42 protein-coding genes are annotated in these 25823 nt (G+C 67.8%); 41 read left to right on the top strand and 1 reads right to left on the bottom strand.

Annotation, left to right across the window (positions count from 1 at the left end; all coding sequences use genetic code 11):
- Window positions 1-6: 6 nt before the first annotated feature.
- The 29 genes from A2790_RS24480 (at window position 7) to rplQ (ending at window position 15645) form a co-directional block, all read left to right on the top strand.
- Entirely contained in the window at window positions 7-75 is a 69-nt protein-coding gene (locus A2790_RS24480; protein WP_363081591.1) for a hypothetical protein, read from the top strand.
- Between the two features lie 168 nt (window positions 76-243).
- On the top strand, window positions 244-1074 hold the full coding sequence (locus A2790_RS23210; protein WP_293397096.1) for a DUF2807 domain-containing protein: 831 nt from the start codon (window positions 244-246) through the stop codon (window positions 1072-1074).
- Window positions 1075-1367: 293 nt separating this feature from the next.
- On the top strand, window positions 1368-1673 hold the full coding sequence (gene rpsJ / locus A2790_RS23205; RefSeq protein WP_068876686.1) for a 30S ribosomal protein S10: 306 nt from the start codon (window positions 1368-1370) through the stop codon (window positions 1671-1673).
- 13 nt (window positions 1674-1686) lie between these two features.
- On the top strand, window positions 1687-2460 hold the full coding sequence (rplC, locus tag A2790_RS23200; RefSeq protein ID WP_293397093.1) for a 50S ribosomal protein L3: 774 nt from the start codon (window positions 1687-1689) through the stop codon (window positions 2458-2460).
- Window positions 2460-3098: a 50S ribosomal protein L4 gene (gene rplD / locus A2790_RS23195; RefSeq protein WP_068876688.1), complete on the top strand. Its 639-nt coding sequence runs from the start codon at window positions 2460-2462 to the stop codon at window positions 3096-3098. Before rplC ends, rplD begins: the two co-directional genes overlap by 1 nt.
- A gap of 5 nt (window positions 3099-3103) precedes the next feature.
- Window positions 3104-3400: a 50S ribosomal protein L23 gene (locus A2790_RS23190; RefSeq protein ID WP_156467180.1), complete on the top strand. Its 297-nt coding sequence runs from the start codon at window positions 3104-3106 to the stop codon at window positions 3398-3400.
- Between the two features lie 4 nt (window positions 3401-3404).
- The gene (gene rplB, locus A2790_RS23185) at window positions 3405-4241 is read left to right on the top strand and encodes a 50S ribosomal protein L2 (RefSeq protein ID WP_068876690.1); all 837 of its coding nucleotides are present in this window, start codon (window positions 3405-3407) and stop codon (window positions 4239-4241) included.
- A 3-nt stretch (window positions 4242-4244) separates the two neighbouring features.
- Window positions 4245-4523 (top strand): 30S ribosomal protein S19, encoded by a 279-nt coding sequence (gene rpsS, locus A2790_RS23180; RefSeq protein ID WP_068876691.1) that lies wholly within the window; start codon window positions 4245-4247, stop codon window positions 4521-4523.
- A 1-nt stretch (window position 4524) separates the two neighbouring features.
- Window positions 4525-4905 (top strand): 50S ribosomal protein L22, encoded by a 381-nt coding sequence (gene rplV, locus A2790_RS23175; protein WP_068876692.1) that lies wholly within the window; start codon window positions 4525-4527, stop codon window positions 4903-4905.
- Entirely contained in the window at window positions 4905-5663 is a 759-nt protein-coding gene (rpsC, locus tag A2790_RS23170) for a 30S ribosomal protein S3 (protein ID WP_293397087.1), read from the top strand. Before rplV ends, rpsC begins: the two co-directional genes overlap by 1 nt.
- Before the next feature lie 12 nt (window positions 5664-5675).
- Window positions 5676-6107, top strand: a complete 432-nt coding sequence (rplP, locus tag A2790_RS23165; protein ID WP_068876694.1) for a 50S ribosomal protein L16 — start codon at window positions 5676-5678, stop codon at window positions 6105-6107.
- Window positions 6107-6301: a 50S ribosomal protein L29 gene (gene rpmC, locus A2790_RS23160; RefSeq protein ID WP_293397083.1), complete on the top strand. Its 195-nt coding sequence runs from the start codon at window positions 6107-6109 to the stop codon at window positions 6299-6301. The genes rplP and rpmC overlap by 1 nt, the downstream gene beginning before the upstream one ends.
- Before the next feature lie 13 nt (window positions 6302-6314).
- Window positions 6315-6566, top strand: a complete 252-nt coding sequence (gene rpsQ / locus A2790_RS23155; RefSeq protein WP_068876696.1) for a 30S ribosomal protein S17 — start codon at window positions 6315-6317, stop codon at window positions 6564-6566.
- Window positions 6567-6578: 12 nt separating this feature from the next.
- Window positions 6579-6947 (top strand): 50S ribosomal protein L14, encoded by a 369-nt coding sequence (rplN, locus tag A2790_RS23150; protein WP_068876697.1) that lies wholly within the window; start codon window positions 6579-6581, stop codon window positions 6945-6947.
- The gene (gene rplX, locus A2790_RS23145) at window positions 6947-7261 is read left to right on the top strand and encodes a 50S ribosomal protein L24 (protein ID WP_293397078.1); all 315 of its coding nucleotides are present in this window, start codon (window positions 6947-6949) and stop codon (window positions 7259-7261) included. Before rplN ends, rplX begins: the two co-directional genes overlap by 1 nt.
- The gene (gene rplE, locus A2790_RS23140; protein WP_068876699.1) at window positions 7254-7820 is read left to right on the top strand and encodes a 50S ribosomal protein L5; all 567 of its coding nucleotides are present in this window, start codon (window positions 7254-7256) and stop codon (window positions 7818-7820) included. The genes rplX and rplE overlap by 8 nt, the downstream gene beginning before the upstream one ends.
- A gap of 22 nt (window positions 7821-7842) precedes the next feature.
- Complete coding sequence (rpsN, locus tag A2790_RS23135) at window positions 7843-8148, top strand: 30S ribosomal protein S14 (protein WP_293397073.1); 306 nt, start codon at window positions 7843-7845, stop codon at window positions 8146-8148.
- Between the two features lie 12 nt (window positions 8149-8160).
- A complete protein-coding gene (gene rpsH / locus A2790_RS23130; protein WP_293397070.1) occupies window positions 8161-8556 on the top strand; it encodes a 30S ribosomal protein S8 in 396 nt (131 codons plus the stop codon).
- Window position 8557: 1 nt separating this feature from the next.
- The gene (gene rplF, locus A2790_RS23125; protein WP_293397067.1) at window positions 8558-9091 is read left to right on the top strand and encodes a 50S ribosomal protein L6; all 534 of its coding nucleotides are present in this window, start codon (window positions 8558-8560) and stop codon (window positions 9089-9091) included.
- A gap of 3 nt (window positions 9092-9094) precedes the next feature.
- On the top strand, window positions 9095-9454 hold the full coding sequence (gene rplR / locus A2790_RS23120) for a 50S ribosomal protein L18 (protein ID WP_068876703.1): 360 nt from the start codon (window positions 9095-9097) through the stop codon (window positions 9452-9454).
- Window positions 9455-9463: 9 nt separating this feature from the next.
- The gene (gene rpsE, locus A2790_RS23115; RefSeq protein WP_068876704.1) at window positions 9464-10057 is read left to right on the top strand and encodes a 30S ribosomal protein S5; all 594 of its coding nucleotides are present in this window, start codon (window positions 9464-9466) and stop codon (window positions 10055-10057) included.
- Between the two features lie 4 nt (window positions 10058-10061).
- Window positions 10062-10241, top strand: coding sequence for a 50S ribosomal protein L30 (gene rpmD, locus A2790_RS23110; protein ID WP_068876705.1), 180 nt, complete (start codon window positions 10062-10064; stop codon window positions 10239-10241).
- 109 nt (window positions 10242-10350) lie between these two features.
- Window positions 10351-10836 carry a 50S ribosomal protein L15 gene (rplO, locus tag A2790_RS23105; RefSeq protein WP_293397062.1) on the top strand — a complete coding sequence of 162 codons (486 nt, stop codon included), beginning with the start codon at window positions 10351-10353 and terminating at the stop codon, window positions 10834-10836.
- A gap of 82 nt (window positions 10837-10918) precedes the next feature.
- Entirely contained in the window at window positions 10919-12265 is a 1347-nt protein-coding gene (gene secY, locus A2790_RS23100; RefSeq protein ID WP_293397059.1) for a preprotein translocase subunit SecY, read from the top strand.
- 64 nt (window positions 12266-12329) lie between these two features.
- Complete coding sequence (locus A2790_RS23095; RefSeq protein WP_293397056.1) at window positions 12330-12902, top strand: adenylate kinase; 573 nt, start codon at window positions 12330-12332, stop codon at window positions 12900-12902.
- A gap of 276 nt (window positions 12903-13178) precedes the next feature.
- Complete coding sequence (gene rpsM / locus A2790_RS23090; RefSeq protein ID WP_068876709.1) at window positions 13179-13547, top strand: 30S ribosomal protein S13; 369 nt, start codon at window positions 13179-13181, stop codon at window positions 13545-13547.
- 14 nt (window positions 13548-13561) lie between these two features.
- Window positions 13562-13951 carry a 30S ribosomal protein S11 gene (gene rpsK, locus A2790_RS23085; protein ID WP_012521811.1) on the top strand — a complete coding sequence of 130 codons (390 nt, stop codon included), beginning with the start codon at window positions 13562-13564 and terminating at the stop codon, window positions 13949-13951.
- Between the two features lie 74 nt (window positions 13952-14025).
- Window positions 14026-15042 carry a DNA-directed RNA polymerase subunit alpha gene (locus tag A2790_RS23080; protein ID WP_068876710.1) on the top strand — a complete coding sequence of 339 codons (1017 nt, stop codon included), beginning with the start codon at window positions 14026-14028 and terminating at the stop codon, window positions 15040-15042.
- A 183-nt stretch (window positions 15043-15225) separates the two neighbouring features.
- The gene (gene rplQ, locus A2790_RS23075; protein WP_293397049.1) at window positions 15226-15645 is read left to right on the top strand and encodes a 50S ribosomal protein L17; all 420 of its coding nucleotides are present in this window, start codon (window positions 15226-15228) and stop codon (window positions 15643-15645) included.
- 61 nt (window positions 15646-15706) lie between these two features.
- On the opposite strand, the gene A2790_RS23070 is transcribed toward rplQ, so the two are convergent.
- Window positions 15707-16036 carry a helix-turn-helix domain-containing protein gene (locus tag A2790_RS23070; RefSeq protein ID WP_293397046.1) on the bottom strand — a complete coding sequence of 110 codons (330 nt, stop codon included), beginning with the start codon at window positions 16034-16036 and terminating at the stop codon, window positions 15707-15709.
- Between the two features lie 120 nt (window positions 16037-16156).
- On the opposite strand from A2790_RS23070, the gene A2790_RS23065 reads away from it, so the two are divergent.
- The 12 genes from A2790_RS23065 (at window position 16157) to A2790_RS23010 (ending at window position 25783) form a co-directional block, all read left to right on the top strand.
- Entirely contained in the window at window positions 16157-16858 is a 702-nt protein-coding gene (locus A2790_RS23065) for a glutathione S-transferase family protein (protein WP_293397043.1), read from the top strand.
- Window positions 16859-16915: 57 nt separating this feature from the next.
- Window positions 16916-18127, top strand: coding sequence for an ectonucleotide pyrophosphatase/phosphodiesterase (locus tag A2790_RS23060; protein ID WP_293397040.1), 1212 nt, complete (start codon window positions 16916-16918; stop codon window positions 18125-18127).
- Between the two features lie 82 nt (window positions 18128-18209).
- On the top strand, window positions 18210-18665 hold the full coding sequence (locus tag A2790_RS23055) for a VOC family protein (RefSeq protein WP_293397037.1): 456 nt from the start codon (window positions 18210-18212) through the stop codon (window positions 18663-18665).
- Window positions 18665-19036 carry a cupin domain-containing protein gene (locus tag A2790_RS23050; RefSeq protein WP_293397034.1) on the top strand — a complete coding sequence of 124 codons (372 nt, stop codon included), beginning with the start codon at window positions 18665-18667 and terminating at the stop codon, window positions 19034-19036. Before A2790_RS23055 ends, A2790_RS23050 begins: the two co-directional genes overlap by 1 nt.
- Window positions 19036-19365: a metalloregulator ArsR/SmtB family transcription factor gene (locus A2790_RS23045; RefSeq protein ID WP_293397031.1), complete on the top strand. Its 330-nt coding sequence runs from the start codon at window positions 19036-19038 to the stop codon at window positions 19363-19365. The genes A2790_RS23050 and A2790_RS23045 overlap by 1 nt, the downstream gene beginning before the upstream one ends.
- Window positions 19362-19820 carry an SRPBCC domain-containing protein gene (locus A2790_RS23040; protein WP_293397028.1) on the top strand — a complete coding sequence of 153 codons (459 nt, stop codon included), beginning with the start codon at window positions 19362-19364 and terminating at the stop codon, window positions 19818-19820. Before A2790_RS23045 ends, A2790_RS23040 begins: the two co-directional genes overlap by 4 nt.
- Window positions 19821-19874: 54 nt before the next feature.
- Window positions 19875-21128 (top strand): TCR/Tet family MFS transporter, encoded by a 1254-nt coding sequence (locus tag A2790_RS23035; protein ID WP_293397025.1) that lies wholly within the window; start codon window positions 19875-19877, stop codon window positions 21126-21128.
- A gap of 68 nt (window positions 21129-21196) precedes the next feature.
- The gene (locus A2790_RS23030; protein WP_293397022.1) at window positions 21197-22609 is read left to right on the top strand and encodes a Do family serine endopeptidase; all 1413 of its coding nucleotides are present in this window, start codon (window positions 21197-21199) and stop codon (window positions 22607-22609) included.
- Between the two features lie 48 nt (window positions 22610-22657).
- Complete coding sequence (locus tag A2790_RS23025) at window positions 22658-23965, top strand: replication-associated recombination protein A (RefSeq protein WP_293397019.1); 1308 nt, start codon at window positions 22658-22660, stop codon at window positions 23963-23965.
- Window positions 23966-24032: 67 nt separating this feature from the next.
- Window positions 24033-24476, top strand: coding sequence for a hypothetical protein (locus tag A2790_RS23020; RefSeq protein WP_293397016.1), 444 nt, complete (start codon window positions 24033-24035; stop codon window positions 24474-24476).
- A gap of 9 nt (window positions 24477-24485) precedes the next feature.
- The gene (locus A2790_RS23015; RefSeq protein ID WP_293397013.1) at window positions 24486-25217 is read left to right on the top strand and encodes an RluA family pseudouridine synthase; all 732 of its coding nucleotides are present in this window, start codon (window positions 24486-24488) and stop codon (window positions 25215-25217) included.
- 80 nt (window positions 25218-25297) lie between these two features.
- Window positions 25298-25783 (top strand): hypothetical protein, encoded by a 486-nt coding sequence (locus A2790_RS23010; RefSeq protein ID WP_293397010.1) that lies wholly within the window; start codon window positions 25298-25300, stop codon window positions 25781-25783.
- The last annotated feature ends 40 nt before the right edge of the window (window positions 25784-25823 follow it).

Here is a 25823-nt window from a genome sequence, read left to right as displayed (position 1 = left end):
CAGGGCCTGCGCTTCGCGATCCGCGAAGGCGGCCGGACCGTCGGCTCGGGCGTGGTCTCCAGGATCATCAAGTAGGCCCAACGCCTACCCGACCATCCAAATACCAGGGGCCGCCGGACACCATCCGGCGGCCCCTTCTGCTTGGGGCCATGACAAGCGTGTCATGACTGCGAATTAAGCTGCCCCTGCCGGCCCCGCCGACTAGCTTCCGCATCAACGCTTTCGACTTTGGGAGAGAGGACGATGCGCCTTCAAACCACCCTTCTGGCCGCCGTAGCCGCCTTCGCGGCCGCGGCCGCCCAGGCCGCCTCGATCGAGGTCAAGGACGCCGCCGCGCGGGTGACCGTGGTCCCTGAGGACCGCTCGGACATCAAGGTCGAGATCGTCTCCACCAACCCGCGTCTACCCATCACCGTCCGCACCCTGGCCGGCCGCACGATCGTGGACGGCGACCTGGAGCGCAGGATCCGCAGCTGCCGCGGCGCGGGCGACAAAGCCTCCGTCGAGGTCCGCGACCGGGGGAGCTTCGCCTATGCGGACCTGCCTCAGGTGGTGATCCACACTCCCCGGGATGTGCAGATCGATACCGGCGGCGCGGTGTTCGGGGCCGTGGGCCGCTCGGCCAGCCTCAACCTGGGCAATTCCGGCTGCGGCGATTGGACCGTCGCCAACGTCGCGGGCGAGGCGAAGGTGAGCCAGGCGGGCTCCGGCGACACCCGCATGGGCTCGACAGGCTCGCTCCGGGTGCGCCTGGCGGGCTCGGGCGACGTGGCCGCGGCCGACGTCAAGGGCGGCCTGGACATCAGCATCGCCGGCTCGGGCTCGGCCCACGTCAAATCCATCGCCGGGCCGCTGGAGGTCTCGGTGGCCGGCTCGGGCGACGTGGACGTCCTGGGCGGGCGGGCGACGACCATGAAGGTGTCGATCGCCGGCTCGGGCGACGTCGACTTCCGCGGGACCGCCGACAGCCTCAAGGTGCGCATCGCCGGCTCCGGCGACGTCCACGCTGGGCAGGTGCGAGGCGAGGTCTCCAAGACCATCATGGGCTCGGGCTCGATCCGCATCGGCGACTGACGCTGCGCCACGGCTCGCCCCTTGACGGGGGCGAGTCGCATAGGTATTACCGCGCCTCCTGTTGGACCGGCTGTGTGCTTCAAAGCGATTTGAGGCGCAGACGCGGCCCGCGGAACGGCTCGAGACAGTGCTTAAATCAAGCGTTTCGGGAGTAGGCCCTCGCGGGTTCGCGCGGGCCTAAGTCGTTTGTGCGGACTTTCGCGTACGGACTCTCATCTGAGGGTTCGGGCTGGTCTTTGAAATGGTCGAGATCACGCGGGCGCCCGCCGTCTGTAGGGAAACGTAAGAGCGATATGGCTCAAAACATTCGCATCAGGCTCAAAGCCTTCGATCACCGCGTGCTGGACCATTCCACCCGCGAGATCGTGAACACGGCCAAGAGGACCGGCGCCGCTGTGCGTGGCCCGATCCCGCTGCCGACGCGCATCGAGAAGTTCACCGTCAACCGTTCGCCGCACATCGACAAGAAGTCGCGCGAGCAGTTCGAAATCCGCACGCACAAGCGCGTGCTCGATATCGTCGACCCCACCCCGCAGACCGTGGACGCGCTGATGAAGCTCGACCTGTCCGCCGGCGTGGACGTCGAGATCAAGCTCTAAGGGGATTGATCCGATGCGAACCGGCGTAATCGCCAAGAAACTGGGTATGGCTCGCTTCTTCGATGAAGCCGGCGCCCACGTGCCCGTGACGGTCCTCAGCCTCGAAGGCTGCCAGGTCGTCGCCCATCGCACCAAGGACAAGGACGGCTACGTGGCCCTCCAGCTTGGCGCGGGTTCCAAGAAGCCGAAGAACACCACGAAGGCGCTGCGCGGCCACTTCGCCAAGGGCGAGGTCGAGCCGAAGCACAAGCTGGTCGAGTTCAAGGTCTCGGAAGACGCCCTCATCGACGTGGGCGCGGAGATCACCGCCGACCATTACGTGCCGGGCCAGAAGATCGACATCACCGGCACCACGGTGGGTAAGGGCTTCGCCGGCGCCATGAAGCGCTGGAACTTCGGCGGCCTGCGCGCCACCCACGGCGTGTCCGTCTCGCACCGCTCGCACGGCTCGACGGGTAACCGCCAGGATCCGGGCCGTACCTTCCCGGGCAAGAAGATGGCCGGTCACCTCGGCCAGGAAACCGTCACCACCCTCAACCTGACCGTCTGGCGCGTGGACGCCGAGCGCGGCCTGATCCTGGTCAAGGGCGCCGTCCCGGGCTCGGAAGGCTCGTTCGTGAAGATCCGCGATGCGGTGAAGTCGGCCCTGCCGGCCGACGCGCCGAAGCCGGGCGCCTTCAAGTCCTCGGGTCAGCCGACCCCGGCCCAGGCCGCCGCGGAAACGCCGGCCGAGGAGTCGGTGGCCGACGCCCCGGTTGAGACGACCGAAGCTGGGGATCAAGCGTAATGAAACTCGACGTCATCAAGCTGGACGGCGGGAAGGGCGGCTCGATCGAGCTGGCCGACGATATCTTCGGCATCGAAGAGATCCGCGGCGACATCCTGCAGCGCGTGGTCACCTGGCAGCTGGCTAAGCGCCGGTCGGGCAACCACAAGATCCAGGTCCGCAACGAGGTCTCCCGCACCTCGAAGAAGATGTACAAGCAGAAGGGCACCGGCGGCGCCCGTCACGGCTCGCGCCGGGCGGCCCAGTTCGTCGGCGGCGCCAAGGCCCACGGTCCCGTGGTCCGCAGCCACGCCTTCGACCTGCCCAAGAAGGTCCGCGCCCTGGCCCTGCGCCATGCGCTGTCCGCCAAGGCCAAGGACGGTTCGCTGATCGTCCTGGACTCGGTCTCGCTGAAGGACGCCAAGACGGCCGCGCTGCGCGACCAGCTGGGCAAGATCGGCGTGACGCATGCGCTGGTGATCGCCGGCGCCGAGGTGGACAAGAACTTCGGCCTGGCCGCCCGCAACATCCCGAACGTGGATGTGCTGCCGAACGCCGGCCTGAACGTCTACGACGTGCTGCGTCGCCGCACCTTGGTCCTGACCAAGGACGCGGTCGAGGCGATCCAGGCGCGCTTCCAGCCTAAGGAGGCCGCGTGATGGCCGTGGAACCCACCGTTCGTCACTACGACACCATCCTGTCTCCGATCATCACGGAAAAGGCCACGCTGCTCTCGGAGCAGAACAAGGTCGTCTTCCGCGTGGCCGGCGACGCTTCCAAGGACGAGATCGCCGCTGCGGTCGAGGCGCTGTTCAAGGTCAACGTCACGAAGGTCAACACGATCAACGTGAAGGGCAAGACCAAGCGGTTCCGCGGCATCATGGGCAAGCGCTCGGACGTCAAGAAAGCGATCGTGACGCTGGCCGAAGGCCAGTCGATCGACATCACTACGGGGCTCTGATCCGATGGCCTTGAAGCAATTCAATCCCACGTCGCCGGGCCGCCGTCAGCTGGTCCTGGTCGACAAGTCCGAGCTCCACAAGGGCGGTCCGGAAAAGCGTCTGGTCGAAGGCCTGACGAAGTCGGGCGGCCGTGGCGGCAACGGCCGCGTCGCGGTCCGCTTCCGCGGCGGCGGCGCCAAGCGCCTGTACCGCATCGTGGATTTCAAGCGCCGGAAGTTCGACGTCCCCGCGACGGTCGAGCGCCTGGAGTACGACCCGAACCGTTCGGCCTTCATCGCCCTGGTGAAGTACGCCGACGGCGAGCTGGCCTACATCCTGGCCCCGCAGCGCCTGAAGGCCGGCGACCAGGTGATCGCCGCCGAGAAGGCCGACGTGAAGCCGGGCAACGCCATGCCGCTGCGCGGCATGCCGATCGGCACGATCATCCACAACGTCGAGCTGAAGCCCCTGAAGGGCGGCCAGATCGCCCGTTCGGCTGGCGCCTACGCTCAGCTGGTCGGCCGTGACGCCGGCTATGCCCAGATCCGCCTGAACTCGGGCGAGCTGCGCATGGTCATGGACAGCTGCATGGCCACGGTGGGCGCGGTCTCGAACCCCGACCACATGAACGAGAACCTCGGCAAGGCCGGGCGTTCGCGTCACAAGGGTCGCCGTCCGCACGTCCGCGGCGTCGCGATGAACCCGATCGACCACCCGCACGGCGGCGGTGAAGGCCGCACCTCCGGCGGTCGCCACCCGGTGACCCCGTGGGGCAAGCCGACGAAGGGCCGCAAGACCCGCAAGAACAAGGCGACGGACAAGTTCATCATCCGTTCGCGTCACGCTCGGAAGGCTCGCTAAGCCATGACCCGTTCCGTCTGGAAAGGCCCGTTCGTCGACGGGTATCTGCTGAAGAAGGCCGAAGCGCTGCAGGCGTCCGGCCGCAAGGACGTGATCAAGACCTGGTCGCGCCGCTCGACCATCATGCCCCAGTTCGTGGGCCTGACGTTCGGCGTGCACAACGGCCAGAAGCACGTCCCCGTGCTCGTCTCGGAAGACATGGTCGGCATGAAGCTGGGCGAGTTCGCGCCCACCCGCTTCTTCCCCGGTCACGCGGCCGACAAGAAGGCCAAGAGGAAGTAAGATGAGCAAGCAAGCCAAGGCTCGCCGTTACACGGAGGCCGAAGCGGTGGCCAAGGTGCGGACTATCCGCATCAGCCCCCGCAAGCTCAACCTCGTGGCCCAGTCCATCCGCGGCCTGAAGGTGCAGCGCGCCCTGAACGAGCTGGAATTCAGCTCGCGCCGGATCGCCGCCGATGTGCGCAAGGCGCTCTACTCGGCGATCTCCAACGCCGAGAACAACCACAACCTCGACATCGACTCGCTGGTCGTCGCCGAGGCCTATGTGGGCAAGAACCTCGTGATGAAGCGCTTCCATGCCCGCGCCCGCGGTCGTGCGTCGCGCGTCGAGAAGCCGTTCAGCGAGATCACGATCGTGGTCCGCGAAGTGGGTGAGGCCGCCTAATGGGTCAGAAGATCAATCCGGTCGGGCTTCGCCTCGGCATCAACCGCACCTGGGACAGCCGCTGGTTCGCCGACGGCCCCGAGTACGGCCGCCTGCTGCACGAAGACATCAAGGTCCGCCGCGCGCTGAAGAAGCGCCTGTACCAGGCCGGTGTCTCGCGCATCATCATCGAGCGCCCGCACAAGAAGTGCCGCATCACCATCTATGCCGCGCGCCCTGGCGTGATCATCGGCAAGAAGGGCGCGGACATCGACAAGCTGCGCAAGGACATCGCCTCCATGACGGACGGCGAGGTTCACCTGAACATCGTCGAAATCCGCAAGCCGGAGACCGACGCCCAGCTGGTGGCCGAGAACATCGCCCAGCAGCTCGAGCGCCGGGTCGCCTTCCGCCGCGCCATGAAGCGTTCGATGCAGTCGGCCATGCGCCTCGGCGCCAAGGGCGTCCGCATCAACGTCTCGGGCCGCCTGGGCGGCGCCGAAATCGCGCGGATGGAGTGGTATCGCGAAGGCCGCGTGCCGCTGCACACCCTGCGCGCCGACGTGGACTACGGCTTCACCGAAGCCAAGACCACCTACGGCATCATCGGTGTGAAGGTGTGGGTCTTCAAGGGCGAGGTCCTGGACCACGACCCGATGGCCCTCGACAAGCGCCTGGCCAGCGAAAGCGGTCCGGCTGGTGAGGGTGGTGGCCGCGAGCGCGGCGATCGTCCCGACCGCGGCCCCCGCCGCGATCGCCGCGAACCGGCGAACGCCTAAGGATCCGAAGAGATGCTGTCTCCGAAGAAGACCAAGTACCGCAAGCAGTTCAAGGGCCGCATCCACGGCCTGGCCAAGGGCGGTTTCACCCTGAACTTCGGCTCCTACGGCCTGAAGTCGGTGGAACCCGAGCGCGTCACGGCGCGGCAGATCGAGGCGGCCCGCCGCGCGATCACCCGCCAGATGAAGCGCCAGGGCCGGGTGTGGATCCGGATCTATCCGGACGTTCCCGTGACCGGCAAGCCGGCCGAAGTCCGGATGGGCAAGGGCAAGGGCGCGGTGGAGTTCTGGGCCGCCCGGGTTCACCCCGGCCGGATCATGTTTGAAATCGACGGCGTGCCGGACGATGTGGCCCGTGAAGCCCTGCGCCTCGGCGCGGCGAAGCTTCCGGTGAAGACCCGCATCGTGACGCGGATCGACGCCCCGGTCGCGGAGCACGCGTGATGAAGATCGACGAAATCCGGGGTCTGACCCCCGACCAGCTGGCCGACCAGCTCGTCTCCCTCAAGAAGGAGCAGTTCAACCTGCGCTTCCAGAAGGCGACCGGCCAGATCGAGAAGACCCACCGCGTGGACGAGGTGCGCAAGGATATCGCGCGCATCAAGACCGTCCTGCGCGCGAAGCAGGCCCAGGCCTGAGGAGAACCGACAGATGCCGAAGCGAATTCTCGAGGGCGTGGTCGTCTCCGACAAGGGCGACAAGACGGTCGTGGTGAAGGTCGAACGGACCTTCCTGCACCCGGTGCTGAAGAAGACCGTCCGCCGGTCCAAGAAGTACCACGCCCATGACGAGGCCAATGCCTACAAGTCCGGCGAAGGCGTCCGCATCATCGAATGCGCGCCCAAGTCCAAGACCAAAACCTGGGAAGTGCTGCCTAAGGGCGGCGCGGCCCAAGAAGCCTAAGGATCTGAACCCATGATCCAGATGCAAACTAACCTGGACGTCGCCGACAATTCCGGCGCCCGCCGGGTCATGTGCATCAAGGTGCTGGGCGGCGCGAAGCGCCGTTACGCCAGCGTCGGTGACAAGATCGTCGTCTCCGTGAAGGAGGCGATCCCGCGCGGCCGCGTGAAGAAGGGCGATGTGCTGCAGGCAATCGTCGTCCGCACGAGCCAGGCCATCAAGCGCAAGGACGGTTCGGTGATCCGGTTCGACAAGAACGCCGCCGTCATCGTCAACAAGTCGTCCGAGCCGATCGGCACGCGGATCTTTGGCCCGGTTCCCCGTGAACTGCGCGCCAAGAACCACATGAAGATCATCTCGCTCGCTCCCGAGGTGCTGTGATGGCTGCGAAGATCAAGAAGGGGGACCAAGTCATGGTCCTCACCGGCAAGGACAAGGGCCGTCAGGGTGCCGTCCTGAAGGTGCTCCCGCAGGAGCAGCGCGTCGTGGTGCAGGGCCTGAACATGGTCCAGCGTCATACCCGTCCGTCCCAGTTGGATCCCCAAGGCGGGATCAAGCACAAGGAAGCGTCGATCCACCTGTCGAACGTGGCCGTGGTCGATTCCGCCGGCAAGCCGACCCGCGTCGGCTTCAAGGTGGAAGGCGACAAGAAGGTCCGTATCGCCAAGACGACCGGCGAGGTGATCAATGGCTGATCAAGCTTACGAACCGCGGCTCAAGTCCGAGTACCGCTCGCGCATCCGTGCCAAGCTGAAGGAAAAGTTCGGCTACACGAACGAGATGCAGATCCCGAAGCTCGAGAAGATCGTGATCAACATGGGCGTGGGCGAAGCTGTCGCCGACTCCAAGAAGATCAACTCGGCGATGGCTGACCTGGCGAAGATCGCCGGCCAGAAGCCGGTGGCCACCAAGGCCCGTACGTCGATCGCCGGCTTCAAGCTGCGCGAAGGCATGACGGTGGGCTGCAAGGTGACCCTCCGCAAGGACCAGATGTACGAGTTCCTGGACCGTCTGATCACCATCGCGCTGCCGCGCGTGAAGGACTTCCGGGGCCTGAAGCCCACGTCCTTCGACGGCCGCGGCAACTACGCCATGGGTCTGAAGGAGCACATCGTGTTCCCGGAGATCAACTACGACCAGATCGACCAGATCTGGGGCATGGACATCATCGTCACCACGACTGCGAAGACCGACGACGAAGCCCGTGAGCTTCTTCGGGAATTCCAGTTCCCGTTCGTCCAAGCGCAAGCTTAAGCGGCGGGAAGGATAAAGACACATGGCCAAGAAAAGCGCTGTCAATCGCAACGAACGGGTCAAGCAACTCGTGAAGCAGCACGCCGCCAAGCGCGCCGCGCTGAAGGCGGTTGCGAACAACGAAAGCCTGCCGCTGGAGGAGCGTTTCGACGCCCGCCTCAAGCTGGCCGAGCTGCCGCGCAACTCGTCGAAGACCCGGATTCGCAACCGCTGCGAAGTGACCGGTCGCCCGCGTGCGTACTATCGCAAGCTGAAGATGAGCCGGATCTCCCTGCGCGACCTCGGGTCCGCTGGGCTGATCCCCGGCCTCGTCAAGTCGAGCTGGTAAGGGGAGGGTCGAATGGTCAATGACCCCATCGGCGATCTGATCGCCCGCATCAAGAACGCCGCCCAGCGCGGTCGCAACAAGCTGTCGACCCCGGCGTCGAAGATGCGCGCGCGCGTCCTCGACGTGCTGCTCGATGAAGGCTACATCCGCGGCTACCACCTGGTGGAAAAGCCCGGCGCCTTCCCCGAGTTCGAGATCGAGCTGAAGTACTTTGACGGCACGCCCGTCATCGTCGAGATCAGCCGCGTCTCCAAGCCCGGCCGTCGCGTCTATTCGTCGATCAAGGACCTGAAGCCGGTGAAGAACGGCCTCGGGATCTCGATCCTGTCGACGCCGAAGGGCGTCATGTCGGACACCGCGGCCCGCGAGGCCAACGTGGGCGGCGAAGTGCTCTGCCGGGTCTACTAAGATGTCTCGTATCGGAAAGAAGGCGGTCGCCGTTCCCAGCGGGGTCACGGTGACCATCGACGGCCAGACGGTCACGGTGAAAGGCCCCAAGGGCCAGCTCGCCTGGACGGTCGCCGAAGAGATCGAGGTCAAGCAGGAGGGCGGGGAAATCACGCTCTCCAAGCGCCAGGAAACCACCCGCGCGCAAGCGATGTGGGGTCTCTCGCGCACGCTGGTCAACAACATGGTCGTGGGCGTGACCCAGGGCTATGAGCAGACCCTCGAGCTGGTCGGCGTCGGCTACCGCGCGGCGATGAAGGGCCAGGCGCTCTCCATGCAGCTCGGCTTCAGCCACGACGTGGACATCCCGCCGCCGGCGGGCATCTCGTTCGCCGTGCCGAAGCAGACCGAGATCAAGATCTCGGGCATCGACAAGCAGATGGTCGGCGAAACCGCCGCCCGGATCCGCCGCATCCGTCCGCCGGAGCCCTACAAGGGCAAGGGCGTGCGCTATCAGGGCGAGACGGTCCGGCGCAAGGAAGGCAAGAAGAAGTAAGCCATGGCCCTTTCTCCCCGCGAATCCACCCAGCGCCGCGCCCAGCGCGTCCGCACCCGGCTCCGCAAGGTGGCCAATGGCCGCCCGCGCCTGTCGGTCTTCCGCTCGGCCAAGAATATCTACGCCCAGATCATCGACGATGAGAACGGCGTGACGCTCGCGGCCGCTTCCTCGCTGGAAGGCGAGAAGGCCAAGGCGAAGGGCTCGGACAAGGACGCCGCCGCCAAGGTCGGCGCCCTCGTGGCCCAGCGCGCGATCGAAAAGGGCGTCAAGGACGTCGTCTTCGATCGGGGCGGCTACCTGTACCACGGCCGGGTGAAGGCCCTGGCGGACGCCGCGCGCGAAGCCGGCCTGAATTTCTAAGGAACGATCATGGCTCGCAGAGACGAACAGCGCGGCGGCGATCGTCGCAATCGGAACGAAGAAGAGCGCGACAGCGAAATCGTCGAGAAGCTGGTGCACATCAACCGCGTCGCGGCCACCGTGAAGGGCGGCCGCCGGTTCTCCTTCGCCGCCCTCATGGTTGTGGGCGACCAGAAGGGCCGCGTGGGCTTCGGTCACGGCAAGGCGCGCGAAGTGCCGGAAGCCATCCGCAAGGCGACCGAAGAAGCCAAGAAGTCGATGATCCGCGTTCCGCTGCGCGAGAGCCGCACCCTGCACCACGACGGCAACGGCCGCTGGGGCGCGGGCAAGGTCATGGTTCGCGCGGCGCCTCCCGGCACCGGCGTCATCGCCGGCGGTCCGATGCGGGCCGTTCTCGAAACCCTGGGCGTCCAGGACGTCGTCGGCAAGTCGGTCGGCTCGTCCAACCCCTACAACATGGTGCGCGCGACGTTCGAAGCGCTGAAGGCCCAATCCTCGCCCCGCCAAGTGGCGGCCAAGCGCGGCAAGAAGGTCTCCGACGTGATCGGCCGCCGTGCGGACGGCGCCTCGGCCGCGCAGCCGGCCGCCGACGCGGAAGGTTAATCACATGGCCAAAGTCACCGTTCGCCAGACCGGCAGCCCGATCCGCCGGACCAAGGACCAGCGCGCGACCCTCGCGGGCCTGGGCCTGAACAAGGTGGGCCGGGTCTCCACGCTCGAGGACACCCCCTCGGTGCGCGGCATGATCGCCAAGGTCCATCACCTGATCGAGGTCGTCGAGGGCTAAGCTCCGCGACTTCCGGGGCCCTTCGGGGCCCCTTCGGCCTTTCTGGGCCACTGTCTTCAACGCCGAGTCCGGCCAGCGCCGGGCGCCAGATCTCCAAGGAGAGGCACATATGACCAAGCTGAACGAACTCGCTCCGCGCGAAGGCTCCACCAAGGGGCGCATGCGCGTCGGCCGCGGCCCGGGCTCGGGCAAGGGCAAGACCGCCGGTCGCGGCGTGAAGGGCCAGAAGGCGCGTACCGGCGTCTCGATCGCCGGCTTCGAAGGCGGCCAGATGCCGCTGCACATGCGCATGCCCAAGCGCGGCTTCAACTCGCGTAACCGCAAGGACTTCGCCGAGGTGAACCTGTGGCGCATCGAGCAGGCGATCGCCGCCGGCAAGCTCGACGCCAAGGCCGCCATCGACGCCGACGCCCTGCTGAAGGCCGGCGTGATCCGCCGCGCCAAGGACGGCGTGAAGCTGCTGGGCGAGGGCGAGCTGACGTCGAAGCTCAACCTCACCGTCTATTCCGCCACCGCTGCGGCCCGCACGGCCGTCGAAAAGGCCGGCGGCTCGCTGACCACGACCAAGGTCGAAGCCAAGGCCGAAGAGGCCTAAGGCGTCCTGCGGCGACGCCGGCCTCGCTATCGGGGCCGGCGCGTCCTATCTCAGCAGGAATACGAGTCAGGGGATTTGCTGAATGGCTTCGGCCGCTGAACAGCTCGCCGCCAATCTGAACTTCGACGCCTTCCGCAAGGCGACCGAACTTCACAAGCGTATCTGGTTCACGCTCTGGGCGCTGATCGTCTATCGCCTGGGGACGTATATTCCGATCCCGGGGATCGATCCGGTCGCCTTCCAGCAGGCGTTCTCGGGCCAGGCCCAGGGCATCCTGGGCATGTTCAACATGTTCTCGGGCGGCGCCGTCGAGCGGATGGCCATCTTCGCCCTGAACGTGATGCCGTACATCTCGGCCTCGATCATCGTGCAACTGCTCGGAACGGTCTATCCGCCGTGGGAGAAGCTGCGGAAGGAAGGCGGCGAGGCGGGGCGCAAGACGCTCAACCAGTACACCCGCTACCTGACGGTCGCCCTGGCGGTGTTCCAGTCCTTCGGCATCGCCGCGGGCCTGTCGCAGAGCCCCGGCCTGGTCGAGAATCCCGGCGTCTTCTTCATCGTCTCGACGGTCGTCACCCTGACGGGCGGCACCATGTTCCTGATGTGGCTGGGCGAGCAGATCACCAGCCGCGGCGTCGGCAACGGCATCTCGCTGCTGATCTTCGCCGGTATCGTGGCCGTCCTGCCGCAGTACCTGTTCCAGGCGCTGGAGCTGACCCGCACGGGCTCGATGAACTCCGGCACGCTGTTCCTGATGCTGGTGCTGGTGATCGCCGTGACCGTGGCGATCGTCTTCATGGAGCGCTCGCAGCGCCGCCTGCTGGTGCAGTATCCCAAGCGCCAGGTGGGCAACCGCATGTTCGGCGGCGACACCTCGTTCCTGCCGCTGAAGATCAACACCTCCGGCGTGATCCCGCCGATCTTCGCCTCGTCGCTGCTGTTGCTGCCGGCGACCGTGATGGGCTTCGCCGCGACGGCGAACCTGCCGGAATGGCTGCAGTGGCTGCCGCTCGCGGTGGGCCAGCTCCAGCACGGCCAGCCGCTGTTCATGGTGCTCTACGGGGCCCTGATCATCTTCTTCTGCTTCTTCTACACGTCGGTCGTCTTCAACCCCGAGGACACGGCGGAGAACCTGCGCAAGTACGGCGGCTTCCTGCCGGGCATCCGTCCCGGCAAGCGGACGGCCGAGTACCTGGACTTCGTGCTGACCCGCCTGACCGTGATCGGCGCCGGCTACATCACCCTCGTGTGTCTGCTGCCCGAAGGCCTGATGCGGTTCACGGGGACGCAGTTCTACATGGGCGGCACCTCGCTGCTCATCGTCGTCAGCGTCACCATGGACACGGTGGCCCAGATCCAGTCCCACCTGCTGGCGCACCAGTACGAGGGGCTGATCAAGAAGTCGAAGCTGCGGGGCGGCCGGCGCTAGGGGCGGCCGCCTTGGGTGACGTTGCGGTACGGCGCCATCAAGAGCGCCGCGTGAGGGGATCGCTATGAACCTGATTCTGTTCGGGCCGCCGGCGGCGGGGAAGGGCACCCAGGCCAAGCGCCTGGTCGAGGGCCGCAACATGGTCCAGCTCTCCACGGGCGACATGCTGCGCGCGGCCATCGCGTCGGGTTCGGAGCTGGGCAAGCGCGTCGAGGGCATCATGCAGCGCGGCGAGCTGGTCTCGGACGAGATCGTCGTCGAGCTGATCGAGTCCCGGCTGCCCGAGGCCGAGGCCGCGGGCGGGGCCATCTTCGACGGCTTCCCCCGCACGCTTCCCCAGGCCGAAGCCCTGGACAAGATGCTGAAGGGCCGGGGGCGCCAGATCGACCTGGTGCTGCGGCTCAAGGTGGACGACGAGGCCCTGAAGCAGCGGATCGCCGGCCGCTTCGCCGAGTCGGGCCGCCCGGACGACAATCCCGAGAGCTTCGTGGTGCGGCTGAACGCCTACAACGCCAACACCGCGCCGCTGCTGCCGTACTACGAAGGGCAGGGGAAGCTGGTGGAAGTGGATGGCATGGGCGCGATCGAAACCGTCGCCGCCGCCATCGACGCCGCCCTGGACAAGCCCCGCGGCTGAACGCCCAGGCCGATTGCGGATCCAGCGCACTCATGCTTTCCTTGCTCGCGTCGGGCCTCAAATCCCGCGTGACGAACCCGTGCGGGGCTTCCACCCCCTTGCGCGTGCAGCATTTCGTTCACATTTGGGCGTTTCGGCCATTGACGGGGATACCCCGATCCATATAACGAAGCGCTTCCGCGAAAGAGCGCGAAGGACGCGCCGGCCTATGCCTATGGCAGCTAGGGGCCGGGGCGCCGTTTGCGCTTTTCTTGCGTGATCAGGAGATTACCTCACGTGGCCCGTATCGCTGGCGTCAACATTCCTACGAACAAGCGCGTCGTGATCGCGCTGCAGTACATCCATGGCATCGGCGAGGCGAAGGCCCGCGAGATCGTCAGCAAGGTCGGCATCGAAGACGCTCGCCGCGTCAATCAGCTGACCGACGCGGAAGTCCTGCAGATCCGCGAGACGATCGACCGCGACTACATGGTCGAAGGCGACCTGCGCCGCGAGACGGCGGTCAACATCAAGCGTCTGATGGACCTGGCCTGCTACCGCGGCCTGCGCCACCGCAAGGGCCTGCCGGTCCGCGGTCAGCGCACCCACACCAACGCCCGCACCCGCAAGGGTCCGGCCAAGCCGATCGCCGGCAAGAAGAAGTAAGAGAGCGGATCTCGATGGCCAAGGAACCGGCGCGCGTCAAACGCCGCGAGCGCAAGAACATCACGTCGGGCGTCGCCCACGTGAACGCCTCGTTCAACAACACCATGGTGACCATCACCGACGCCCAGGGGAACACGATCTCCTGGTCCAGCGCCGGCCTGATGGGCTTCAAGGGTTCGCGTAAGTCGACGCCCTACGCCGCGCAGATGGCGGCCGAGGACGCCGGCCGTAAGGCCGCCGAGCACGGCGTGCGCACGCTGGAAGTCAACGTCTCGGGCCCCGGCTCGGGCCGTGAGTCCGCGCTCCGCGCCCTGCAGGCGGTGGGTATGACGATCACCACCATCCGGGATGTGACGCCCATTCCGCACAACGGCTGCCGCCCGCCCAAGCGCCGGCGCGTCTAGCCGTTAGAGCTACTATTCCCTGACGCCGGTCCGCGGTTCTGCGGCCGGCGATCCTGCGTTTTCGAGGGACACACGTGATCGAACGAAACTGGAATGAACTAATCCGTCCCGAGAAGCCGCAAATCGAGACCGGCGCCGACGCCAGCCGCAAGGCGCGTCTGGTGGCCGAGCCCCTCGAACGCGGGTTCGGCGTGACCCTGGGCAACAGCCTGCGGCGCGTGCTTCTCTCCTCCCTGCAGGGCGCGGCCGTGACCGCGGTGCAGATCGATGGCGTGGTCCACGAGTTCTCCTCGCTGGAAGGCGTGCGTGAGGACGTCGTCGACATCGTCCTGAACATCAAGCAACTGGCGCTGCGCATGCACGCCGAGGGCCCGAAGCGGATGACGCTGCGCGCCACCGGCCCGGGCGCGGTGACCGCCGGCCAGATCGAAGCGCCGTCGGACATCGAGATCCTGAACCCCGACCACGTGCTCTGCACGCTGGACGACGGCGCCACCGTGCGCATGGAGTTCACGGTCCAGACCGGCAAGGGCTACGTCGCCGCCGAGTTCAACCGTCCCGAGGACGCCCCGATCGGCCTGATCGCCGTCGACGCCCTCTATTCGCCGGTCAAGCGCGTCGCCTATCGCGTCGAGCCCACCCGCCAGGGCCAGAGCCTCGACTACGACAAGCTCATCATGGAAGTGGAGACCAACGGCGCGGTCAGCCCGGTGGACGCGGTGGCCTACGCCGCCCGCATCCTCCAGGACCAGCTGCAGATCTTCATCACCTTCGAAGAGCCGAAGAAGAAGGTCGAGGGCGAGGCCAAGCCGGAACTGCCGTTCAACCCGGCGCTGCTGAAGAAGGTGGACGAGCTCGAGCTGTCCGTCCGTTCGGCCAACTGCCTGAAGAACGACAACATCGTCTACATCGGCGACCTGATCCAGAAGACCGAGGCGGAGATGCTCCGCACCCCGAACTTCGGCCGCAAGTCGCTGAACGAGATCAAGGAAGTTCTCGCCGGGATGGGCCTCCACCTCGGCATGGACGTGCCGAACTGGCCGCCCGAGAACATCGAAGAGCTCGCGAAGAAGTTCGAAGACCAGATGTAGGACCCTTTCGCGCCGACTCCGGGACCGCTTCGGCGGTCCGGGCCCGACGAAGCCGCAACAGCGGTGGAGGGCCCCGGCGTTTCGTAGTGACCCAGGCGGGAGCAGGCTGGGACTTGGTCAGGTAGGACGCCTTCCAGGAGATCGGGAGCGTCCGGCGGGTCAGATGGCCCAGGAGAATGAGAAATGCGTCACGGCAAAGCCCACCGCAAACTGGGTCGGACGTCCGCCCACCGGACGGCGATGTTCGCCAACATGTCCGCGAGCCTGATCAAGCACGAGCAGATCGTGACCACCCTGCCGAAGGCCAAGGAGCTCCGCCCCTTCGTCGAGAAGCTGGTGACCCTGGCCAAGCGCGGCAACCTGCACGCTCGCCGCCAGGCGATCAGCCAGGTGCGTGACGTGGAACAGGTCGGCAAGCTGTTCGCCGTCCTCGGCCCGCGCTACGCCGAGCGCAACGGCGGCTACATCCGTGTTCTGAAGGCGGGCTACCGCCACGGCGACAACGCCGCGATGGCGGTGATCGAGTTCGTGGACCGCGATCCGGCCGAAAAGGGCAAGGACTCCGGTCCGACCGCCGAAGCCGGCTTCGGCGGCGACGAATAGGCCGCGTCAGCGACTGAAATCTGCGAGGCCCCGGAAGGCGACTTCCGGGGCCTTTCGCGTTCTAGGCCGCCTCGGCTTGGCGGGCCTGGGTCTGCGACCACCAGTCGCCCAGGGCGTCGATCACCGGCATCAACCGCTCGCCCGCCTCGGTGAGCGCATATTCAACTCGGGGCGGAACTTCGGGAAAGGCGGTGCGGGAGATGACGCCCGCATCCTCCAGCGCCCGCAGCTCGCGGGTCAGCATCTGCTGGGAGATCCCGGCGTTGGCCCGGCGCAGCGCGTTGAAGCGCATCGGCCCCTTGGACAGATAATAGAGGATCAGCGCGCGCCAGCGGCCGCTCAGCAGAACCATCGCCCCCTCGATCGGGCATTCCGAGACGCGATCCAGCATCGCTGCGTTCCTCTCCAAAGGTCCTGTTTTGGTGACCAGGTCAGACTTTTCTGCGTTCTTGGCCGGCCGGTTCCATGTGGCTACTTGGGTGCTCCGTTCAACAGCCCGGAGTGCTGAACCATGGAACCCATCCTCGTCTACGGCCACCCGCTCGGCAGCAGCATGGGCCTCGTCGCCGCCCTGGAATGGCTGGGTCAGCCGTATCGCCTGACCCGCATCGACCTGTTCACCGAGGTGCGGGCCGAGCCCTACCTGCGCCTCAACGGCCGCGGGGAGGCGCCGCTGCTGATCACGGACAGGGGCGAGCCGCTGACCGAGACCCTGGCCATCGCCCTGTGGCTGGAGGCGCGCGATACCGAACGCCGCATAAGCTTCGCGCCGGACACGCGGCAGGCGGACCTGCTGCACCAGTACATGGCCTTTCTCAACACGGGCTTCACCGCCGCCGTGGGCCCCTATTGGGCGGCCATGGAAGCTGCCGACGCGACCTCCGAACAGCAGGCGGCGTGGCGGGCGCTCGGCCGGCGCCAGGTGAACGACCGCCACCGCAAGCTGGAGGCGATGATGGGGGAGGGGCCTTACCTGTTGGGCGAGCGCCCGACGCTGGCCGACGCCCTGTTCGTCGGCGTCGCCCGCTGGGCCGACTTCCACCAGGCGATCGATCCGGCCGACTATCCGAAGGTCGCCGCGCTCAAGGCCCGGCTCCACGACGATCCGGCCGTGCGCTTCGCTCTGGCGCTCGAAGCGGGGGAGCCCGCGACCAGCCCGATGCTGATGGGGCACGTGCCGCTGGAGGAATTGGCGCGGCGCGCGGCGGCCTGAATCGCGGGCGCGGGCGGCGTTGCAGGACCGTCGCGGGTCGAGGATAGGGTGGCGGACATGCTTCGCTTCATCGCGGCCCTCGCCGCCGTCCTGCTCGCCGCGTGCGCATTGGTTCCAACACCCGCCCGTGATGCTCCGCCGGTCATCCTGGTCTCCATCGACGGGTTCCGCCCGGACTACCTGGACCGGGGTGTAACGCCTGTCCTGTCGGGACTCGCCGCCAGCGGCGTGCGCGGCGCGATGCGGCCCTCGTTCCCGTCGAAGACCTTCCCGAACCACTATGCTCTGGTCACCGGCCTGCGGCCGGACCGCAACGGCATCGTGGAGAACACCTTCCAGGATCCACGCTGGCCTGGAGAAACCTTCCGGATGGCGAACCGCCAGGCGGTCCAGGATCGGCGCTGGTGGGACGAGGGGACGCCGATCTGGGTCAGCGCCGAGCGGGCCGGGATCGCCACCGCCCCGGTGTTCTGGCCGGGCGCCGAGGCGGCGATCCAGGGCGTGCGGCCGCGCCACTCCGCGCCGTTCGACATGCAGACGCCGAACGATGTGCGAGTCCAGCGCCTGCTGGGGCTGCTGGATCTGCCCACGGCGGAGCGGCCGCGGTTCCTGACGCTCTACTTCGACACCATCGACACGGCCGGGCATGACTATGGGCCCGACGCGCCCGAAACCCTGGCGGCGGTGGCCCAGGCCGACGCCGAGATCGGCCGTCTGGTCGCTGGGCTGAAGGCCCGCGGAATCGCGGCCAACCTGATCGTGGTGGCCGACCACGGGATGGCCCAGCTCTCGCCGGACCGCACGCTCTACATGGACGACCACCTGCCGGCGGACGCTTACCGGTACCTGACCGGTGGAGCGTTCATGACGATCTATCCGGCCCCGGGGCGGGAGCGCGAGGTCGCGACCGCCCTGCAGAAGCCGCACGATCACTTCCAGTGCTGGGCGAAGGCGGACATTCCGGCGCGCTTCCACTATGGGAAGAACCCCCGTGTGGCGCCGTTCTTCTGCCTGCCGCAGACCGGCTGGACCCTCACCACCCGCGCTTACAAGCCCAAGAAGCCGGAGTGGGGCGCCCACGGCTTCGATCCCGAGAGCCCCGAGATGGCCGCGGTGTTCGTCGCCAACGGTCCCGCCTTCCGCGCCGGCGTGACGCTGCCGGCGTTCGACAACGTCAGCGTCTATCCCCTGTTGGCCAAGCTGCTGGGCGTGGTCCCCGCCGCCAACGACGGCCGCGTCGAGGACATCGCGCCCGCGCTCACGCCTTGACGATATAATTGCGGTATGCGTTAAATATTATCCAAGAGCGCAACGAAATTGTGTCGTCGCCTCAGGCAAGGAGGGCCGTCCAATGGCCGACTGGCGATCGCCCCTGATGTCCGCCGTGGTCTATCGCGACCCCAAGGCCGCGCTGAAGTTCCTGGAGGCGGCGTTCGGCTTCGAACTGTTCATGCTGATCGAAGACGGCGAGGGGAACCTCGTCCATTCCGAGATGCGGTTCCGCGACACGGCGATCATGGTCGGATACGAATGGAGCGACGACTACAAGAGCCCGGCGTCGGTCGGCGGCAAGGTCACCCAGTCGGTCCACATACAGGTCGACACCGACATCGACGCCCACTGCGAACGCGCGCGGGCGGCCGGCATGGAGATCGTGATGGCTCCGGCGGATCAGTTCTATGGCGCGCGAACCTACCGCTGCCGCGACCCTGAAGGCCACATCTGGACCGTCGCACAGGAGGTTAGGGCGGTGACCCGCGAGGAGGCCGAGGCGGCCACGGGCCTGAAGATCACGGGCTGGATCTGATGCGGCTGGACCTTGAGGACACCTACCTGAGCCTGGACGGGCAGGGCGGGCTGAACCGCCATCCCGTCGAGGGCTTCTGGGAAACCATCGACGACAATTCCGACATCCTGAGTACGCTGGTGTCGGCCTATGTGAGCGAGGGCGACTGGCCGAACTGGGAGATGCACCCCGGCGGCGACGAGGTGCTGGTGCTGGTCGATGGGCGCATGGTGATGATCCTGGAGGAAGCTGGCGGGGAGCGGCGCATCGAGATGGCGCCGGGCGCAACCTGCATCGTGCCGAAGGGCGCCTGGCATCGGGCGATCGTGCCGGAGCCCAGCCGCTTCATCGCCATCACCTATGGGGCCGGAACCCAGCATCGGGCCGTCTGATGCCCTCCGCCGCCCTCGACCTGACGCTGGCCGCCCTGGCCGATCCGCAACGGCGGCGTGTCGTCGACCTGCTGGCTCAGCGGCCGCGGGCGGCGGGCGAGCTGGCGCGCGAGCTGGACATATCCCCACCAGCCATGAGCCGGCACCTGCGGACCCTGCGCGCCAGCGGGCTGGTTGAAGAGAGTCATCCCGAGTTCGATGCGCGGGTGCGCATCTATGCCCTGAGGCCTGAGCCCATGGTCCATCTCCTACGCTGGCTGGAAGAGAGCGAGCGGCTCTGGAGCGCCCAGCTCCTGGCGTTCAAGGCCCACGTCGAGCGGGACGCATGACCTCCAAGGTCTATGTGGCGCTGCGCGTGAAGGCGACGCCGGAACGGGCGTTCGCGGTCTTCACCCAGGAGATCGGCGACTGGTGGCGCCCCAACGGCCTGTTCCAGACGACACCGCGCCCGCCCGGCCGCCTGGCGTTCGAGGACGGCCGGCTGATCGAGACGCTGGCCGACGGCAAGGTCTTCGAAATCGGCAAGGTGCTGGTCTGGGAGCCGGCGGACCGGCTGGTCTTCTCGTGGCGGCAGGCCAGTTTCCCGCCCGATCTCCACACCGAGGTCGAGGTCCGGTTCGAGGCGGTGGGTGCTGAGACCCGGGTCAGCGTCGAGCATCGCGGCTTCGATCGGGTTCCGGCCGAAAGCGCCGCGCGCCATGGCTTCCCGGATCAGGCCCTGCTGGCGCGGCTGGCGGAATGGTGGCAGGCGCAGCTACGCAGCGTCGCCGGGCGCGCCGGGTGACGTCGTTGCGCCCGTTTCGGGTTTGACTGATGGTGCGGGTTCAGGGGGAACGACATGAGCGGTGAGACCGCAGGCGCGGCGGCGGGCCGCCAGGCCAGCTTCCGGTTCATCTTCGCCCTGGCGTTGATGAATTCGCTCTCGTTCGGGATCATGATCCCGATCCTGCCCAACCTGATCAAGGAGTTCACCGGCGGGGACACGGCGGCGGCCTCCGAGTGGAACGTGCTGTTCGCCACCACCTGGGGCCTGATGCAGTTCTTCTGCGGCCCGATCCTCGGTCTGATGGCCGACCGCTGGGGGCGGCGGCCGGTGCTGCTGATCTCGCTGTTCGGCCTGGCCGTGGACTTCCTGTTCATGGCGTTTGCGCCGACGCTGTGGTGGCTGTTCGTGGGGCGGGTGCTGAACGGGCTGACCGCCGCCAGCTTCTCCACGGCGAACGCCTACCTCGCCGACGTCACTCCGCCGCAGGACCGGGCCAAGGTGTTCGGCTGGATGAGTTCGGCCTTCAGCTTCGGCTTCATCTTCGGCCCGGCGTTCGGGGGCTGGCTGGGCGAGGTGGACCTGCGCCTGCCGTTCCTGGCGGCGGCGGCGATCACCATGCTGAACTTCTTCTATGGCCTCTTCGTCCTGCCGGAGAGCCTCCCGGCCGAGAAGCGCGCGACCGCGTTCGACTGGCGGAAGGCCAATCCGCTGGGCTCGCTCCGGCTGCTGCGGGCGCATGTGGGCCTGCTGCCGCTGGCCGGCGTCGGCTTCCTGTTCCAGCTCGCCCACATGGTGCTGCCGTCGATCTTCGTGCTGTACGCGGGCTATCGGTACGGCTGGTCCACGGGCGTGCTGGGCATGACCTTCATCGCCACGGGGGTTGCGGGCGTCATCGTCCAGGCCCTGCTGATCGGGCCGGTGGTGAAGCGGATCGGCGAGCGGAACGCTGTGCTGCTGGGCGCGGCGTCGGGGATGCTGGGCTTCATCTGGTACGGCTGGGCGCCGACGGGGGCGCTCTACCTGGCCGCCGTGCCAGTCTTCGCCTTCATCGGCTTCCTGATGCCGGGCCTGCAGGGCCTGATGACCCGCCGGGTCGCGCCCCACGAGCAAGGCCAGTTGCAGGGGGCGAACCAGAGCCTACAGGGGATGGCGGCGATCTTCGGGCCGCTGATCTTCGGCCAGGTTTTCGCCTGGTCCATCCGGCACGAGGACTTCCATGTGCCGGGCTTGGCGATCTATCTGGCAGCCGGAATGCTGGCGCTGGCGTTCCTGCTGGCCTTTGCTACCGCGCGGCAGCCATCGCCTGTGGCGTCGCCGGCGGAATAGGCGTCAAGCTTCGCCATCTTTGCGCCGGAAACCTGGGTAGCGTTCCGCCGTTCGTATTCGGAGACTCCATGCGCGCGCCTCGCGTCCTCATCCCCGCCCTCACGATCGCTCTGGCCGCCGGCCAGGCGCTGGCCCAGCCGGCCACCTTCGCCGAACCCACCCGCGCCGCGCCCACCAGCGCCGCGGCCATGAAGTCGTCCTTCGCACCCGTCGTGCAGCGCGCCGCGCCGGCCGTGGTGAACATCTCCGCCAAGCGGATCGTGCGCCAGCAGGTCGACCCGTTCTGGCAGATGTTCGGCCTGGGCGTGCCGCAGGCGCGGGTGGCTCAGTCGCTGGGCTCCGGCGTCATCGTCCGCGCCGACGGCATCGTCGTGACCAACAACCACGTGGTGGAGGGCGGCCAGGAGATCACCGTCGCCCTGAACGACCGCCGTGAGTTCGCCGCCAAGATCCTGCTGGCGGACCCGCGCACGGACCTGGCCATCCTGAAGATCGACCTGCCGGCGGGCGAGCGCCTACAGGTGCTGGCCATGGACGACAGCGGCGACACCCAGGTGGGCGACCTGGTGCTGGCGATCGGCGACCCCTTCGGTGTCGGCCAGACGGTGACCAACGGGATCGTCTCGGCCCTGAATCGCATCACCGACCCGACGGGCGAGGGCGGCTCGGCCTATATCCAGACCGACGCGGCCATCAATCCGGGCAACTCGGGCGGCGCCCTTATCGACATGGACGGCGACCTGATCGGGGTGAACAGCTTCATCCTGTCCCGTTCGGGCACCTCGTCCGGCGTGGGCTTTGCGATCCCCGCCGCGGTGGTGCGGCGGGTCGTGGAGACCGCCGTGGGCGGAGGCCGCGCGGTGGTGCGGCCCTGGCTGGGCGCTCGCATCCAGACCGTTACCGCCGAGATGGCCCGCAGCCTGGGCCTGCCCCTGCCGCAGGGCGCCCTGGTGGCCGATCTCTATCCCGGCGGACCCGCCGCCCGGGCCGGCCTGCGCCAGGGAGACGTCGTCCTGCAGGCGGACGGCCGACCCGTGGTGGACGCCGGCGCGCTGAACTACGAGATCCGCAATCGGCGGCCGGGCGAAAGCCTCCAGATCGTCGTGCGGCGGGCGACGGGCGGCCCCGACCAGACCCTGACTCTGCGCGCCGAGGCGCCGCCGGCCAATCCGCCCCGCGACGAGCGTACGCTGACCGGCCGCAACCCCTTCGCGGGCGCCACGGTGGTCAACCTGTCGCCGGCCGTCGCGGAAGAGCTGGGCCTGGACGCCCTGACGCAGACCGGGGTGCTTGTGACCAACGTCGGCGCGGGGCCGGCGCGCAACGTGGGCCTTCGCCGCGGCGACATCGTGCGCGAGGTGAACGGCGTGCGGATGGGCAGCGTGCGCGACTTGGCCGCCGCCACCTCGGCCCAGGTCCGCACCTGGCGGGTCACCATCGAGCGCGACGGCCGCCAGGTGACGGCGGTGTTCTCGGGGTAGGCGGAGTTTCCTGGGCGCCCGGCGCGGCGATTTGCTAGACCGCCGCCCATGGCCGATCTCTTCGAAGCCGCCGGGCTCACGCCGTCCCAGCCGTCGCCGCTGGCCGACCGGCTGCGCCCGCAGAAGCTCGACGAGGTGGTGGGCCAGGACCACCTGCTGGGACCGGAGGGGCCGATCCGGCGGATGGCCGAGGCCAAGCGCCTCTCCTCGATGATCCTCTGGGGACCGCCCGGCACCGGCAAGACCACCATCGCCCGCCTGCTCGCCAAGGAGGCGGGCTACGAGTTCCAGCAGCTCTCGGCCGTGTTCTCGGGCGTGGCGGACCTGAAGAAGGCGTTCGAGCAGGCGCGCACGCGGCGGCTGGCGGGGCAGGCGACCCTGTTGTTCGTCGACGAGATCCACCGCTTCAACCGCGCCCAGCAGGACGGCTTCCTGCCCTTCGTCGAGGAGGGGATCGTCACCCTCGTCGGCGCCACCACAGAGAACCCTTCGTTCGAGCTCAACGGGGCGCTCCTTTCCCGCAGCCAGGTCTACGTGCTCAAGCGCCTGGATGACGAGGCGCTGGAAACGCTGCTGGGCAAGGCCGAGGCGCACGAGGGCCGGACATTGCCGCTCGACGGCGAGGCCCGCGCCGCCTTGCGGGCGATGGCTGACGGCGATGGCCGCTACCTGCTGACCCTGGCGGAGACGCTGTTCAACATCGGCACGGCCAAGCCGCTGGACACCAAGGCGCTGGGGCAGGTGCTGCAGAAGCGCAGCCCGGCCTACGACAAGGACCGCGAGGAGCACTACAATCTCATCTCGGCGCTGCATAAGTCGATCCGAGGGTCCGACCCGGACGCGGCGCTCTACTGGCTGGCGCGGATGCTGACCGGCGGCGAAGACCCGCTCTTCATCGCCCGGCGGCTGATCCGGGCCGCGGCCGAGGACATCGGCGAGGCCGACCCCATGTCGCTCGTGCTCGCGAACGCCGCCAAGGACACCTACGACTTCCTGGGGTCACCGGAGGGCGAGATCGCCCTGGCGCAACTTGTGGTCCACATGGCCGCCGCGCCGAAGTCGAACGCGGTCTATGTGGCGTTCAAGTCGGCGATGAAGGCGGCGAAGGAGACCGGATCGCTGATGCCGCCGGCCCATATCCGCAATGCGCCCACGAAGCTCATGAAGGACCTGGGCTACGGCAAGGGCTACGCCTACGACCACGACGCGCCAGAGGGCTTCTCGGGCCAGAACTATTTCCCGGAGGAGATGGAGCGCCGCCAGTTCTACCAGCCCCGCGGCGAAGGGTCGGAAGCCCGGATCAAGGAGCGCTTGGAGCGCTGGGCCGCGCTGCGCCGCGAGCGCGGAGGCGACTGACGCCGACCATTGTTCCGCGAACTGAGCGGGCATAGGCTCCCTCCCAAGTCCACGGGAGGGACAAGAAATGACCGAAGCTATCGATGCTGGCCGGCCGGCTGTGCCCTGGCACTTCTGGCTCGTGACCCTGGTCGCGCTGCTCTGGAACGGGTTCGGCGGCTACGACTACACGATGAGCCACCTGCAGGGCGAAGCCTACTACCGGCAGGTGGGCATGACCGACGCGCAGATCGCGTACATGGCCACCTTCCCTGTGTGGATGCACGCCGTCTGGGCGGTGGGGGTCTGGGGATCGGTCGTAGGCTCGCTCCTGCTGCTCGCGCGCAGCCGCTGGGCGGCCTACGCCTTCGCTGTCTCGACCCTGGGTGCAGCGGCTTCGCTGGTCTACAACATCGCCACGCCCGGCCTGCTGGAAGTGATGAGCCCTGTCATGCCCACCGTAATCGTGGTGATCTGCCTGGTCTTCGCCTGGTACGCCTGGCTGATGACGAAGCGGGGCGTTCTCCGCTAGACGGGGCGGGTGAAGCCCGCCAGTCCCATCCAGCTCTCGCGCGACGAGGTCGAGTTCGTGCGCGGGCTGGTGTTGTACGAGGACGCCGACATCCTGGCTCTGAACAAGCCTGCGGGCCTGTCCAGCCAGGGCGGACGGGGACAGGTTCACACCCTGGATGAGCTGCTGTGGGCGTTCGCCCGCCCGGGGAAGGCGCGACCCCGGCTGATCCATCGCCTGGATCGCGACACGTCCGGTGTGATCCTCACCGCCAAGACCAAGCCGGCCGCAAGCTTCCTCGGCAAGGCGTTGATGAAGCGCCGCTTTTCCAAGACCTACCTGGCCATCGTCACGCCCGGGGCGCCGGAGCCGAAGGGCGGCCGGATCGACCAGGCCCTGCGCCGGGACGAGCAGGGGCGGGAGGCGTACATGCGGCCCTGCGCACCCGACCATCCGGACGCCGAGACCGCCGTCTCGCGCTATCGGACGCTGAAGCACACCGACGTCGCGGCCCTGTTGGAACTGGACCCGGAGACGGGCCGGATGCACCAGCTTCGCGTCCACCTCGCCCACATCGGCCGTCCCATCGCCGGGGATCCGCGCTACGGCGGCGCCCTGGTCGTGGGCGGCCATCCCGTGCCGCGCCTGATGCTGCACGCTACGGCGCTCAAGTTCCCGCATCCGGCCGGCGGGGAGAAGCGCCTCGAAGCGCCGCCGCCCGCGGACTTTGCGGGCTTGGTGACGGCGTTGGGGCTGGACTGACGGAACGGCGCCGCCAAACGCTTCGTTTTGGCGTACAAGCATCGGAAGGGACACGCCTTTCCGAGTTTGGACCGTTTACCATGAAACGCCTCGTCGTCGTCGCTGCCGCTGCGCTCTCGCTGGCCGCCTGCGCCACCGCGCCCACCTTGTACCAGCCCGCTGCCGGGCCTCAGTCCGTGGGATACTCCGAATACCGGATCGAGCCCGGGCGCTACCGCGTGACGTTCCGCGGCGGACCCGGCGCGCCGCCGCAGCAGGTGATGGACTACGCCCTCGTGCGGGCGGCAGACTTGGCGATCTCCGAAGGGTACGACTGGTTCCGGGTCGCCGACCGCTTCACCGAGGGCCGTCCCGACCGGGGGCCCCGCGTGGGGGTCGGCGTGGGCGGCGGCGACTACGGCTATCGCAGCGGAGTCAGCCTGGGCGTCGGCACCACCTTCAACCTCGGCGGCGGGCCGTCGCTGTCGACCACCATCGAGGTGGTCATGGGGCGCGGCGAGCGTCCGCGGGGCGCCGACGTCTACGACGCCAAGGCGCTGCGCCGCACGCTGGGCGAGCGCATCTAGGCCCCGCCGTCGGCGACGTTGGCAAATGGCGCCGCGCCGT

It is taken from the genome of Phenylobacterium sp. RIFCSPHIGHO2_01_FULL_69_31 (assembly GCF_001824475.1).
Classification (GTDB): domain Bacteria; phylum Pseudomonadota; class Alphaproteobacteria; order Caulobacterales; family Caulobacteraceae; genus Phenylobacterium.
Note: the sequence above shows the minus strand (reverse complement) of the source record. Positions and strands in the feature narration are given on the sequence as shown.